The sequence below is a fragment of the Enterobacter sp. 198 genome, from assembly GCF_009025585.1.
Lineage (GTDB): Bacteria > Pseudomonadota > Gammaproteobacteria > Enterobacterales > Enterobacteriaceae > Enterobacter > Enterobacter ludwigii.
In genome coordinates this window covers 124,629-138,090 of the sequence record NZ_WCIM01000030.1, presented here as the reverse complement: position 1 = coordinate 138,090, position 13,462 = coordinate 124,629, and the positions used below count along the sequence as shown (strand labels likewise).

Below are 13,462 nucleotides of genomic sequence, written 5' to 3'. Positions count from 1 at the left end.
CGAACGCTCTGAGAGGAATAGCGAATGGACTGGCTTTCAAAGTACTGGTGGATTCTGGTGTTAGTGTTTCTGGTCGGCGTGTTACTTAACGTCATTAAAGATCTTAAGCGCGTTGATCACAAAAAGTTTCTCGCCAACAAACCGGATCTTCCACCGCATCGTGATTTTAACGATAAGTGGGACGATGATGACGACTGGCCGAAGAAAGACCAGAAGAAGTGATTCTCTGTCCCCTCTCCTGTGGGAGAGGGGGCTACATCACATAAACTCGACGATATCATCGTCATTTGGCTTGCCGCCGCTGAGCGCTTCATCAAAGTAGTGCTTCGGTACGGTATAACGCAGATGATCGAGCGCAAACTGCATGCTGCGGTCATCAATCGCGTGCCCCAGATCGTCTACAATATCCAGCGTCACATCCCCGCCTTCGCGGATCAGCGCTTCCTGCGCGGCAACCGCATGCGAAAGTTCAATCACGCGGTCTTCACCACCGTGGATCAGATGGATCGTGGTCTGCGTCGTCGCGCGTTGCGGTAACGTCGCAAAGCGCCCGTTAAAAGCAATCACACGCGACACCAGGCCTGGCTGCGCTTTTACGCTCTCCAGGGACATGATAGACCCCTGCGAAAAGCCAATCAGCGCGGTCGCATCGGCACCAACGCCGCTCTGCTGCTGCCAGTAACGCACGGTGTCGATAAAGACAGGCATGACGGCGTCAATACGTGCCTGACGGTTCTCTTCCGTAACGCCCTGAACGGAGAACCACTGCCGTCCGTTCGGACCACACGGCTCCACTCCGCCAATACTGACAATCAGCGCCTGCGGAAATACCGGGGCAAACCAGCTGCCAATCTGGCCCATATTGACGGCGTTATCGCCAACACCATGAAACAGAAGCAGTAACTGTTTAGCCGGTTTATCAGGGCTTTGAACAACAAAATGATCGTGTTTCATGGCGGTCTCCTTATCTGATGGCCTGGATTCTACGCCTCTCAGGAGGAATGACCATGCCACTTTACTGAAGAAGTCATTGAAAAAATTGCCATTGCAAAATGTCGTCTTTCAGCTGCTGACAGCGTGCAGGTTCAAGGCTTTCAAGCGCTTGCGCCGTTTCACTGCGAAGCCTGGCCAGTAACGCTTTTCGCCCCGAAAGAAGCAGTTCAGCGCTGAGCCGGGCGTCATCACTTCTCGCCTCCACTTTCCCGCGCAGGGCGGGCAGCGGCATGTCCACGCTTAGCAGCAACCGCGTTAACGCCGCGACGGAGGTAGAAAATGCGCGATGGGCAAAGGCAAACCCCGCCAGCTCCAGCCAGTCGTCACTATTAAGGGTAGCCTCCCAGCCATCGTCCACCGGGATCTTTTCACCGTTCAGGGCCGATAACACGCGCGCATCGCGACGCAGTCGCTGATGCGCCTGCTCACACAGCTGTCGCCCCGCGTCGCTGAGCGGCAGCAAGGCCATTGCGGTATAACAGCCGCTGCTGGCTTCGCGATGGCTGCCCATGCGCACCAGCACAAAGCCGCATCGCTGCCAGAAACGCCACAGTTCATCGGTATAGCCAAAGCTCACCGACAGGTAATCCTCGCCGCTTGCGCTGCGGATCAGCGCCTGTCCGATGCCTTCCCGTTGACGACGAGGATGTACCGCTATTCGGGTCACCCGTCGGCCTTTGAGCGTCGCCGCCAGCGGGGAGCCGCCATGCGCGGCAAGGGACTGCGCCACCAGGTTCCCGCGAGGACGGCGGAACCCCGCCCAGACGGCACGGCTGAGCTGCGCTGTTAATCCCCCCTCTTCCACCAGCCAGAGCGCCCCGGCAATGACAGAGTCCGTTTGGGCGACGGCGAAGTGCTGGCCGGGCGCGTCCATCATGCGGCGTAAATCAAGCGGTGAGGTGCGGTAATGTGCCGCACAAAGCAGCTCATACACACTCGCCGCCAGCGCCGGGTTGCTCGTCCATGCTTCCGGGGCCAGAGAGGTCAACTGTATGGCGCCTGTTGGGCTGCGATCGATAAGCGTATCGTCAAACAGCAGTGCGCTGGCGACGACCCGCTCAAGAGGACATCCTGCAGCCCAGCGTACCGGGGTTGATAAGGTATACCGCTGCAACCCGCTGAACCGGCTACAGAATTTAAGCAGAAAGCCTCTTCCTGTTCCTTCGTAACCCTGCACCGTTGTGGTCAGCAGGACGCGCGGGAAACGGTCGACCAGCTTTTCAAGCAGCGGTCCGGGGATGGCGGCGGCTTCGTCGACAATCAGCCAGTCGGCCTGCTCTTCAGAGGCCAGCAGCGCGTCCGGGGCCATAAAGTGAAAACGTTCGCCGGCAAAACGGGCGATAACCTCCGTCGCCCCCTTTGATGGCGCGGTGACAATGGCACTGCCCTGCGTGCGGCTCAACAGCATGCCCGCCAGCGCAGACTTTCCGCGTCCGCGCGGGGCCGTAACGGCCACAACGCCGCGTTTCATGGCCAGGAGTGCTGCCAGGATCTCAGCCTGCTCGCGCTGCGGCGCACCGCTGGCGGGCTGCCAGTCAGGGGCGTCGGATCGTGCAGGGAGCGATAAAGGCTGATGTTGAAGCCAGACGATCGCCTCAGGATCCTCGGCAATCGTCCGGCAAAAGTGGTGAATAAAATTTGGCGTGGCGATGGGTTCGGCGCTGTCACTCCAGCGCAGGGAATCGCTGTCAGGTTGTTCCGCCCACACGTCAGGGGACGGTACCAGCAGCACCAGAAGGCTACCGGCACGCAGCGTCCCGCTCAGGGCCGCAAAGGCTGAGACGTCAAACCCGGCGCGGGCATCAAAAATTGCGTGCCGGAACTCGCGTCCCAGCAGCCCGCTGATGGCTCTGGACGCGTTATCCGCCAGCCACAGCCAGTCTCCGGGCAAGGCATCACGCAGGGCTGATGCCTGCGTGAATGTCCACTGCTCATCGCCGCTGAGCACCACCAGCCGACGATGACCTTTGTGCTCAAGCTCGCGAATCAGATGTTCAAACGCCACCATTACATGGCTTTGCCGAAGGTATTACACTGCGCCGGGTCACCGCTGTCGAAACCGCGTTTGAACCAGCTGTATCGTTGTTGTGATGTGCCGTGAGTAAAGCTGTCGGGGACGACGCGGCCCTGGCTCTGCTGCTGAAGACGATCGTCACCGATAGCCTGCGCGGCATTGAGCGCCTCTTCCAGGTCGCCGGATTCCAGCACGCCCTGCTGCTGCATGTTGTGCCCCCAGACGCCCGCGAAGCAGTCCGCCTGCAGTTCCATGCGTACGGAAAGACGGTTTACCTCAGCCTGAGAGGCGTTTTGCTGAAGCTGGCGTACTTTGGGTTCTATCCCCAGCAGTTTTTGCACATGGTGCCCAACTTCATGCGCAATAACGTAGCCCTGGGCAAAATCGCCGTCAGCGCCAAGCTTGCGTTTCATGTCATCATAGAAAGAGAGATCGATATAGACGGTGCTGTCTGCCGGACAGTAGAACGGCCCCATAACCGATTGTCCGGTGCCGCATCCGGTACGGGTGGCACCACGGTACATCACCAGCTTGGGTTGCTGATAGGTACGCCCCATTTTCTCGAACAGCTGACCCCAGGTTTCTTCTGTGGTGGCGAGAATAACGGAGGTAAATTTGGCCGCTTCATCCTCGTTAGGGCTGATTGAGCGCTCAGAATGCTGCTGTTGCTGCAGAGGCTGGCCGGTCATTAAACCGGTCAGATCGACACCGTAGTACCCCGCGACCAGCACCACAATCAGCAGAATAATACCGCCCTTTCCGCTGGGTAACCGGAAGCCAGGCCCACCCATTGAAGGACCGCCGCCGCTATCGCTGCGCCTGTCTTCTACGTTGTCACTTTCACGACGCCCTTGCCAGCGCATAACCACCTCGAACTATTCCATTAATAATAGCTATGATCGTAGGCGGTTAACGGCAAGATTACCATAGGAAACAAGGGTAAGACGCCAAAGGATATACATATCCTTTGGCGATGAGGGAGTTAGTCGAGCTTAACGCCTAAACGGTGAGCAACCGCTTCGTACGCTTCAATCAGGCCACCCAGGCTCTGACGGAAACGGTCTTTGTCCATTTTATCCAGCGTTTCTTTATCCCACAGACGGCTGCCGTCCGGAGAGAACTCATCACCCAGAACCACTTCGCCTTTGAACAGGCCGAACTCCAGTTTGAAGTCGACGAGGATCAGACCCGCGTCATCAAACAGTTTTTTCAGCACGTCGTTGGCTTTGTAGGTCAGCTCTTTCATGCGCGCCAGGTTCTCTTTATTCACCCAGCCGAAGGTTTCGCAATAAGAGTCATTGACCATCGGATCGTGCATGGCATCGTTTTTCAGGAACAGGTCAAAAAGCGGTGGATTCAGCTCAATACCTTCTTCAATACCAAGACGCTTCACCAGGGAGCCTGCTGCGCGGTTACGAATGACGCACTCAACCGGAACCATATCCAGTTTTTTCACCAGACATTCCGTATCGGACAACAGCGCTTCCATTTGGGTCGGGATACCCGCTTCGGCCAGTTTGGTCATAATGAAGTGGTTGAACTTGTTGTTCACCATGCCTTTACGATCGAACTGCTCAATGCGTGCGCCATCCCCTGCTGACGTATCATTGCGGAACTCGAGCACCAACAGATCCGGGTTTTCCGTGCTGTATACGGTCTTCGCTTTGCCACGATACAACTCAGCTTGCTTCTGCATCTTCATTACTCCTGGTGTGATGATTGGTGTTCAAAACTGGGGATATTATGCCACGCACACGTTTGCGTAGCACGAAAATAAAAAGGGCTGGATTAACCAGCCCTCGTATTTATTTGCTGAATGCAGCCTGGAAGACGGCCACCAGCGCATCGTTCTGCGACTGGGTCAGCGTGTGGCCTTTCGGATCGATAAACTGCAGACTGCTGCGGTTATCGAGGTCACCGACCTGAATCTTGTAGTCGCCGGAAGCCAGCTGTGGATCGGTGGCGCCCAGTTCCTGCCATGCACTGTCAGACAGCGGCTTATAGGTTGCCGTCATGCTACCGGTTGAACGGGTGCTGTCAGTCACTTTCATGCCCACTTTTTCCAGCGTCGCTGGCAGGCGCTGCCAGGTCTGGTTAAACGGTGCACGCACAACCAGCATTGGCAGACCGGTGTCATCCGCACCGCTCTGAACGTCAAACGTCGCGCCGTTGCGGCTCTGCGCTGCGTTAGCGGCGTCGCTGGCGTTCTTATCCAGACCCGCGGCAATCACGTTCAGCATTTCAGTGCTGTAACGCTGCATTGATGCGGCATCCGCAACCGGTTTACCCGCCTGCTCCAGGTTCAACAGCTTAACGGTAACCGCCTGCTGATAACCCTGAGGTTTAACGGAGACTTGATAACGCCCACGGTACTGCTGATCTTCGTCCAGACGGTTCCACTCGATCCAGTCGGTGGTTAAGGTCTGGCTGGCATCATCGCGTTTATCGATGGTGTAGTTCTTCGCCTGAATGACGCTCACAACCTGCGGCCACAGGGTGGTACCGCGGGCGCTTTCAACCAGCAGCGACGCCGTATCACCGGTGAACTGGGTACGCGCCCCGCTCACCAGCGCCAGAGGCTGTGCTGGCGGACGAATATCAAGCGCTTTACCGACCAGGCCGCTGCCGTTGGTCACGGGAATATTGTAATCGCCGTTCTGAATCGGCAGGATCATACCAGCCGGTGCGTGAAGTTCAGCAAGCGGGGTCGCATCCAGATAGGATTCATCACCGCTCACCTGGCGCTTGTAGCGCGAGTCTGAACTACAGGCAGCGAGCAGCATAACAAGCGAAACACTCGCAACCTTCGCCAGGCGCGACTTCTGTACTGAATAAGCCATCAAATCTCCCTAAACTCTACAGCAAACCGGCATGCTTCAGCGCTGCTGTGACAATTTCACGACCGTGGTCGGTAATCGGTGTCATTGGCAGACGCAGCGTATCGGTTGCTACAAGTCCCAACTCCTTACACGCCCATTTCACGGGGATCGGATTGGGTTCGACAAATAATTTATTATGCAACGGCATCAGACGCTGATTAATCACGCGAGCTTCATCAAAGTGACCGGCAGCCGCCAGTTTGCACATTTCAGCCATATCGCGGGCCGCAACGTTCGCCGTTACGGAGATCACGCCATGGCCACCGAGCTGCATAAAGTCCAGTGCGGTCGCATCATCGCCGCTCAACAGGATAAAGTCGTCTGAAACCAGCTCTTTGATCTGATGAACGCGGCTTAAGTTCCCTGTCGCCTCTTTAATCCCGATAATATTTTTTACTTTCGAGAGACGACCAACGGTTTCCGGCAGCATATCGCAGCCAGTACGGGACGGCACATTATACAGAATTTGTGGCAAGTCAGTATGTTCTGCGATGGCTTTGAAATGCTGGAACAGACCTTCCTGAGTAGGACGGTTGTAATAAGGGGTCACCGTCAGACAGCCCACGATGCCGCTGTCGTTAAAACGTTTGGTCAAACTGATAGCTTCTGCCGTGGCGTTAGCGCCTGTCCCTGCGATGACCGGGATACGCCCGTCAGCCAGTTCCAGGGTCAGCATCACCACATCGCCGTGCTCTTCGTGGCTTAGCGTTGCAGATTCACCGGTAGTCCCTACCGAAACGATCGCCGAGGTTCCATTGGCGACATGGTAATCAATCAGCTTCTTCATGCTTGACCGGCAGACATTACCTTTTTCATCCATCGGTGTAACAAGCGCGACAATACTTCCCGTGAACATGAGCCATCCTCTGTGCGAACAAGAGCCTCAATGGTACGTTTGGAACTGTAATAAAAGCAAGCGACGTGAGGCCCTCAGGCGGTTGTATGCATGTTTTTTTTATGCTTTCCTTAGGAAGACTTAACCATGCAAAGGAAGAACAGGTTTGACAACCTCATCACAACATTACCTGGTTATCACTGCGCTGGGTGCTGACAGGCCGGGTATCGTGAACACCATCACCCGCCATGTGAGCAGCTGCGGCTGTAATATCGAGGACAGTCGTCTGGCTATGCTGGGCGAAGAGTTCACGTTTATTATGCTGCTGTCCGGGACATGGAATGCCATTACCCTTATCGAATCGACCCTGCCGCTCAAAGGTGCGGAGCTGGATTTGCTGATCGTGATGAAACGCACTACTGCTCGCCCACGTCCGGCCCTGCCCGCGACCGTCTGGGTGCAGGTTGAAGTCCCCGATTCCCCCCATCTGATTGAGCGCTTCACCGCGTTATTTGACAGCCATCAGATGAATATTGCCGAACTCGTTTCCCGAACGCAGCCGGGTGACGGCAGCGCCATTCCCACCCTTTTTATTCAGATTACCGCGCACAGCCCTGCCTCGCAGGATGCGTCAAATATCGAGCAAGCGTTCAAAGCCCTCTGTACAGAATTAAACGCGCAAGGCAGTATAAGCGTCGTCAATTATTCGCAGCATGAACAGGATGGAGTTGAGTAATGAACCCACTGAAAGCCGGTGACATCGCACCGAAATTTAGCTTACCTGACCAGGATGGTGAGCAAGTAAATTTGACCGACTTCCAGGGACAGCGTGTTCTGGTCTATTTTTACCCGAAAGCCATGACCCCAGGCTGCACCGTACAGGCCTGCGGCTTACGCGACAACATGGACGAGTTGAAAAAAGTCGGCGTGGAAGTGCTGGGTATCAGCACCGATAAGCCAGAAAAGCTGTCACGATTTGCTGAAAAGGAGCTGCTTAACTTTACGCTGCTTTCTGACGAAGACCACCAGGTATGCGAGCAGTTTGGCGTCTGGGGCGAGAAGACCTTTATGGGCAAAACCTACGACGGCATTCACCGTATCAGCTTCCTGATTGACGCTGACGGTAAAGTTGAACATGTGTTTGATGACTTCAAAACCAGCAACCACCACGACGTGGTGCTGAACTGGCTCAAACAAAGCGCCTGATCGTTGGGCCGCGGCTTCGCCTGACCCAACCTACGCGGTAAATGCAATACGGTAACGCAGGTTACCGTTTTTGATATTTGCGCCTCTCCCCACGGGAGAGGGTATCAGGCCGCACAACTATCTACTTATCCTCAACCGCGGGCACATCCGGCCACGCGTGAACCACTGCTTTGATCAGCGTTGCCAGCGGAATGGCAAAGAACACGCCCCAGAATCCCCACAGCCCGCCGAAAATCACCACGGATAAGATAATCACCAACGGATGCAGGTTCACCGCTTCGGAGAACAGCACCGGCACCAGCAGGTTGCCATCCAGTCCCTGAATGATCAGGTACACCGCGAAGCAGCTCCAGAACTCGGTCCCCAGACCAAACTGGAACAGCGCAACGCCGACAACCGGAATGGTCACCACAAAGGCACCGATGTAGGGAATGAGCACCGACAGCCCCACCAGCACCGCCAGCAGCAGCGAGTAGTTAAGCCCGAAAATTAAAAAACCAATCCAGGTAGCCACACCCACCACAATCATCTCCAGCACTTTGCCGCGAATGTAGTTGGTGATCTGCTGGTTCATCTCTTCCCACACCTGCCCGGCCAGCCCGCGATTACGCGGCAGAATGCGCCGCACCGCGTTCAGCATCTGCTCTTTATCTTTGACGAGGAAGAAAACCATTAACGGAACGAGGACAAGGTAGACGGCCAGCGTGAGCAACCCTACCAGCGACGCCAGGGAATATTTCACCACGGAATCGCCCATTGTCATGATGCGGGCGCGCATGTTTTCGGCCATCGCATCAATGATCCCGGCATCCATCAGGGCGGGATATCGGCGCGGCAGCGTGGCGGCAAAATCAGAAAGCTTATTCAGCATGCCGGGCATATCGCGGATAAGGTAAATCCCCTGTTGCCAGGCCACAGGCATAACGACAAACGACATTAACAGCAGGATGCCGACAAACAGCACCAGGACGATACTGGTCGCCCAGCGACGGGAACAGCCTATATTTTCCAGACGCGCCGTTGGCCACTCCAGCAGGTACGCCAGCACAATCGCGACCAGCAGGGGGGCGAGAAGACCGCTGAAGAAGAACAGAATGCCGAACCCGGCAACGAGAATAACCAACAAAGCAATGGCTTCCGGGTCGCTAAACCGACGGCGGTACCACTGCATTAACATTTCGAGCATACAACCCTTCCCTGAATCGGATGGCGGGAGTGAGAACGTGAATTGTATCTAACTGTCACAAAAAAGACTTTCGCTTTTTGTCTCCCTGCCACGATCCGCAAAACCCTGATGAATGGGATTTTCTTCATGCCTCAACACGGCTACACTCGCAGGGCAGTGGAGATGAACGATATGCCGGTTCATCGGTCAAATTAGCACATCCCAAATACAGGACAGTGGTTATGTTCAGGCAGTTGAGAAAAACACTGGTTGCGACACTGATTGCCGCACTGACGGTCGGTCAGGTGTTGCCAGCTTTCGCTGACTCGTCCGATTCATTGCCGGACATGGGCACTACAGCAGGAAGCACGCTCTCCATTGGGCAGGAAATGCAGATGGGGGATTATTACGTTCGTCAGCTGCGTGGCAGCGCGCCGCTGATTAACGACCCGTTGCTGGTTCAGTACATTAACGGGCTGGGCATGCGCCTGGTCGCGCACGCCAACTCGGTAAAAACCCCCTTCCACTTCTATTTAATCAATAATGACGAAATCAACGCCTTCGCCTTCTTTGGCGGCAACGTGGTGCTGCATTCGGCGTTATTCCGCTACTCTGATAACGAAAGTCAGCTGGCCTCGGTCATGGCGCACGAAATCTCTCACGTCACCCAACGCCACCTTGCCCGTGCAATGGAAGACCAGAAGCGTAACGCTCCGCTGACCTGGGTTGGCGCATTGGGTTCCATCCTGCTGGCAATGGCCAGCCCACAGGCCGGGATGGCGGCGTTAACCGGTACGCTGGCGGGGACACGTCAGGGGATGATCAGTTTCACCCAGCAAAACGAACAGGAAGCGGATCGTATTGGCATTCAGGTGCTGCAACGTTCGGGCTTTGACCCGCAGGCCATGCCGAGCTTCCTCGAAAAACTGCTCGACCAGGCGCGCTACTCCTCCCGTCCGCCGGAAATTTTGCTGACGCACCCCTTACCAGAAAGCCGTCTGTCGGATGCGCGTAACCGTGCCAACCAGATGCGCCCGGTCGTGGTTCAGTCGTCGCAGGATTTCTACATGGCAAAAGTGCGAACGCTTGGAATGTACAATTCCGGGCGTAACCAGCTGACCAGCGACCTGCTGGATGCGCTGGCGAAAGGCAACGTGCGTGAGAAAAACGCGGCTCAGTATGGCCAGGCGTTACAGGCGATGGAAGCCAGCAAATATGACGAAGCGCGTAAAACGCTGCAGCCACTTCTCGCCGCCGATCCGAATAACCCGTGGTATCTCGATCTCGCCACGGATATCGATCTGGGGCAGAAAAAAGCCACCGATGCGATTAATCGCCTGAAAGGGGCAAAAGAGGTGCGGACAAACCCGGTGCTGCAGCTTAACCTGGCGAATGCTTACTTACAGGGTGGTCAGCCTGCTGAAGCGGCGAACATTCTGAACCGCTACACCTTTAACAATAAAGACGATCAGAACGGCTGGGATCTGCTTGCCCAGGCAGAAGCGCAGCTGGGCAACCGCGATCAGGAGCTTGCGGCACGCGCCGAAGGCTTTGCCCTGGTGGGACGTCTTGACCAGGCGATTTCCCTCCTGAGCAGTGCCAGTTCACAGGTTAAGCTCGGCAGTCTGCAGCAGGCCCGTTACGATGCACGTATCGATCAGCTTCGCGGTCTGCAGCAGCGCTTTAAGCCGTACGAGAAGATGTAATAAAGGAGAATTCAGGTCATGACAGACGCGGTAAAAATCTACCACAACCCACGCTGCTCGAAGAGCCGTGACACCCTTAGCCTGCTGAAGTCGAACGGCATTGACCCGGAAGTGGTGCTGTATCTGGAGACACCGCCAGATGCACAGACGCTTCGTCAGCTGCTGCACATGCTGGGAATGGGCAGTGCCAGAGAGCTAATGCGCCAGAAAGAGGACCTGTATACGTCGCTCAATCTGAATGACAGTCGTCTAACCGAGGCTGAGCTGATTCAGGCGATGGTTGAAAATCCGAAACTGATTGAGCGCCCCATTGTGGTCGCAAACGGCCAGGCGCGTATTGGACGCCCGCCGGAAGAGGTGCTCGAGATTCTCTAATCCTTACGCCGCAGCGCTTCCAGAAAGGCCTGCGGCGTGCTCTCTCCCAGCTTTTTCTGCGCTTTGCCCCGATTGTAAAACTCGCACATCTCGATCAATACCTGCCCTAACGGAACAGCATTCACTCGTGGAATGATGTCGCCGAGCGGTACCGCAACCTGCACGGCCTTGTGCCTGGTCGGCTGTACTTTTACGGCAGGTTCACCCGCGGGTAAGTCGGGTTCAAAACCGAAAGTCTCAACAGATTGGATATCAGCCGGACAGGCGTTCAGCAACTCACACATCCAGTTGTTCAGCAGCTGTGATGAAATTCCCGCATAGAGCCGGGCATAACACCAGCCGCTCACCGGTTCGCGCCCCCACAGCAGATGCTGCTCCCCGCCATCATCCATATGCAGCGATAAAGGCTGGTGATGCACCAGCAGTTTTGTGGGTAAAACGCCTGCCTTTAGCGCTTTTTTCCCCTGAAGTTCAACGCCCTTGCGTTTCGCAGAAGCGGGACGGAGATAACGGTTCAGTGTCGCCCGCGAAACGGAAATCCCCAGCACCTCGTTAACCAGCAGCAGCAGTTCATCCAGCGGTGCGCCCGTGATATCACGCAGCGCATTAACGAGGTCAACCTGCTCTTGTCTCATCGCTTTGTGTATCACTTTTGGGGTCGTATGGTTGTCAGAAACCCGATCGCGATTGCGCCATCGCCGCACGGTCGTCACGGAAATACCCAGCTCTATAGCCAGTTCTCTGTCGCTTTTGTCGGATTGTTGCAGATAGCGACGGATCCGCGGCGTGGTGGTGGCATTGGCGTGCAATTTGATTTCCATCGCTGTAACTCCATAACCAATCTCATGAGATTTATAATATCTTAGCGAGTGCTTTGTGACCTGTTTCACCTTTCAGCCACCGCGCTTCACTGATAATCCACAGACATAACATAACAACACCCCTCAATCTTGTACGGAGTTCACAATGAACAATGTTCTGGGATTTCTTGAAGCAAAACTGATGCCGCTGGCGGCCAAAACCGCGCAACAGCGGCATCTGGGCGCCATACGCGGGGCCTATGTTTCCTTCATGCCGTTTATCATCGTCGGCTCGATTCTGCTGGTCATCTCCTCTTTTCCGAACCAAACCTATCAGCAGTTTATGTCTCAGGCATTTGGTGAAAGCTGGAGTGCCATCATTGAAATTCCGTTCAACGCGGTGTTCTCAACCATGTCGCTGTTTATCAGCTTCCTGGTGGCGTTTCGCCTGGCTGAACACTACGGCGAAGATCGCATCTCCTGCGGCATTCTGGCTCTGGTCGCCTTTTTAATCCTGACACCTTTTATCAAAGTGGCCGAAAACGGCGGTATCACGGTCATGCCGGTGGAGTGGATTGGCAGCAAAGGGCTGTTCGTGGCGATGATTGGCTCTCTGCTGTGGACGGAGCTGTTCTGCTGGCTGAAGCGCAAAAAGCTGGTCATCAGAATGCCTGATGGCGTGCCGCCGGCGGTGCAGGAATCGTTCGCCGCACTGATCCCGGCCCTGCTGGTAATGATTCTGGTGCTTATTATCCGCATCATTTTCGAAAACACCCACTACAACACCATTCACCAGTTTATTTACGAGGTGGTCGCCACGCCGGTTCGCCACTACGGGACCTCCTATTTCGGCGCGCTGATGACGGTGTTCAGCATCACCATTCTGTGGTCTGTGGGCATTAACTCAGGCTCAATGATCAACGGCATCATTCGCCCGCTGTGGATGGAGAACCAGACCGATAACATCGCCGCCATTCAGGCAGGTACGACGCCGCCGCACATTATCACCGAACAGTTTTTTGACATGATCTGGATGGGTGGCGCAGGGGCAACGCTCTCGCTGGTGATTGCGATGCTGATTTTTGCCCGCAGCAAAAACATGCGCGAGGTGGCGCGTCTCGGCGCGGGGGCCTCGGTGTTTAACATCAACGAGCCGATTCTGTTTGGTCTGCCGGTTATCATGAACCCCATCATGCTGATCCCGTTCAATCTGGTGCCGCTGGTCCTGGTTACCGTGCAATATGCCGCGATGAAAATGGGTGCCGTCGCTGTGACCACCGGGGTGTTTATCCCCTGGACGTTACCGCCGGTAATCAGCGGGTTTATCGTCACGGGGCATCTCAGCGGCAGCGTGATGCAGCTTATCAACCTGCTGATTGGCGCCATGCTGTATCTGCCTTTCATGCGTATCGTGGATAAACAATACCGCGCCGCGGAGATTGCCACCGTGACGCAAACCGACCCAACCCTTGCAAAACAGGAGTGAAGC

The 13,462-nt window shown here is 55.6% G+C and carries 14 protein-coding genes; 6 read left to right on the top strand and 8 right to left on the bottom strand.

Annotated elements, in window-relative coordinates:
* Positions 1 to 24: 24 nt before the first annotated feature.
* Positions 25 to 222 (top strand): YpfN family protein, encoded by a 198-nt coding sequence (locus F8561_RS18865; protein ID WP_014171111.1) that lies wholly within the window; start codon positions 25 to 27, stop codon positions 220 to 222.
* Positions 223 to 258: 36 nt separating this feature from the next.
* Here the strand turns inward: F8561_RS18865 and ypfH are convergent, their stop codons facing one another.
* The 6 genes from ypfH to dapA form a co-directional block, all read right to left on the bottom strand.
* On the bottom strand, positions 259 to 954 hold the full coding sequence (gene ypfH / locus F8561_RS18860; protein WP_032680517.1) for an esterase: 696 nt from the start codon (positions 952 to 954) through the stop codon (positions 259 to 261).
* A gap of 73 nt (positions 955 to 1,027) precedes the next feature.
* Complete coding sequence (locus F8561_RS18855) at positions 1,028 to 3,001, bottom strand: tRNA(Met) cytidine acetyltransferase TmcA (protein WP_151887780.1); 1,974 nt, start codon at positions 2,999 to 3,001, stop codon at positions 1,028 to 1,030.
* Complete coding sequence (locus F8561_RS18850) at positions 3,001 to 3,870, bottom strand: neutral zinc metallopeptidase (protein ID WP_020883068.1); 870 nt, start codon at positions 3,868 to 3,870, stop codon at positions 3,001 to 3,003. The genes F8561_RS18855 and F8561_RS18850 overlap by 1 nt, the downstream gene beginning before the upstream one ends.
* A 119-nt stretch (positions 3,871 to 3,989) precedes the next feature.
* The gene (gene purC / locus F8561_RS18845; RefSeq protein ID WP_008501631.1) at positions 3,990 to 4,703 is read right to left on the bottom strand and encodes a phosphoribosylaminoimidazolesuccinocarboxamide synthase; all 714 of its coding nucleotides are present in this window, start codon (positions 4,701 to 4,703) and stop codon (positions 3,990 to 3,992) included.
* A gap of 109 nt (positions 4,704 to 4,812) precedes the next feature.
* On the bottom strand, positions 4,813 to 5,847 hold the full coding sequence (gene bamC / locus F8561_RS18840; RefSeq protein WP_020883067.1) for an outer membrane protein assembly factor BamC: 1,035 nt from the start codon (positions 5,845 to 5,847) through the stop codon (positions 4,813 to 4,815).
* Between the two features lie 16 nt (positions 5,848 to 5,863).
* Complete coding sequence (gene dapA, locus F8561_RS18835) at positions 5,864 to 6,742, bottom strand: 4-hydroxy-tetrahydrodipicolinate synthase (RefSeq protein ID WP_014171117.1); 879 nt, start codon at positions 6,740 to 6,742, stop codon at positions 5,864 to 5,866.
* A gap of 145 nt (positions 6,743 to 6,887) precedes the next feature.
* Here dapA and F8561_RS18830 point away from each other — a divergent pair, with 145 nt between their 5' ends.
* Both F8561_RS18830 and bcp read left to right on the top strand, forming a co-directional pair.
* Complete coding sequence (locus F8561_RS18830) at positions 6,888 to 7,457, top strand: glycine cleavage system transcriptional repressor (RefSeq protein WP_014171118.1); 570 nt, start codon at positions 6,888 to 6,890, stop codon at positions 7,455 to 7,457.
* The gene (gene bcp, locus F8561_RS18825; RefSeq protein WP_014171119.1) at positions 7,457 to 7,927 is read left to right on the top strand and encodes a thioredoxin-dependent thiol peroxidase; all 471 of its coding nucleotides are present in this window, start codon (positions 7,457 to 7,459) and stop codon (positions 7,925 to 7,927) included. The genes F8561_RS18830 and bcp overlap by 1 nt, the downstream gene beginning before the upstream one ends.
* Positions 7,928 to 8,048: 121 nt before the next feature.
* On the opposite strand, the gene F8561_RS18820 is transcribed toward bcp, so the two are convergent.
* Positions 8,049 to 9,113: an AI-2E family transporter gene (locus F8561_RS18820; protein WP_014171120.1), complete on the bottom strand. Its 1,065-nt coding sequence runs from the start codon at positions 9,111 to 9,113 to the stop codon at positions 8,049 to 8,051.
* A 221-nt stretch (positions 9,114 to 9,334) separates the two neighbouring features.
* Between F8561_RS18820 and bepA the strand changes: the two genes are divergently transcribed.
* Together bepA and arsC are read left to right on the top strand one after the other, a co-directional pair.
* The gene (gene bepA / locus F8561_RS18815) at positions 9,335 to 10,798 is read left to right on the top strand and encodes a beta-barrel assembly-enhancing protease (RefSeq protein WP_020883065.1); all 1,464 of its coding nucleotides are present in this window, start codon (positions 9,335 to 9,337) and stop codon (positions 10,796 to 10,798) included.
* A gap of 18 nt (positions 10,799 to 10,816) precedes the next feature.
* Positions 10,817 to 11,173: an arsenate reductase (glutaredoxin) gene (gene arsC, locus F8561_RS18810; protein ID WP_014171122.1), complete on the top strand. Its 357-nt coding sequence runs from the start codon at positions 10,817 to 10,819 to the stop codon at positions 11,171 to 11,173.
* On the opposite strand, the gene F8561_RS18805 is transcribed toward arsC, so the two are convergent.
* Positions 11,170 to 11,994, bottom strand: coding sequence for an XRE family transcriptional regulator (locus F8561_RS18805; RefSeq protein ID WP_121339161.1), 825 nt, complete (start codon positions 11,992 to 11,994; stop codon positions 11,170 to 11,172). The two genes, arsC and F8561_RS18805, sit on opposite strands and share 4 nt — an antisense overlap.
* 145 nt (positions 11,995 to 12,139) lie before the next feature.
* Between F8561_RS18805 and celB the strand changes: the two genes are divergently transcribed.
* Complete coding sequence (gene celB, locus F8561_RS18800) at positions 12,140 to 13,459, top strand: PTS cellobiose transporter subunit IIC (protein WP_014171124.1); 1,320 nt, start codon at positions 12,140 to 12,142, stop codon at positions 13,457 to 13,459.
* Positions 13,460 to 13,462: the final 3 nt, after the last annotated feature.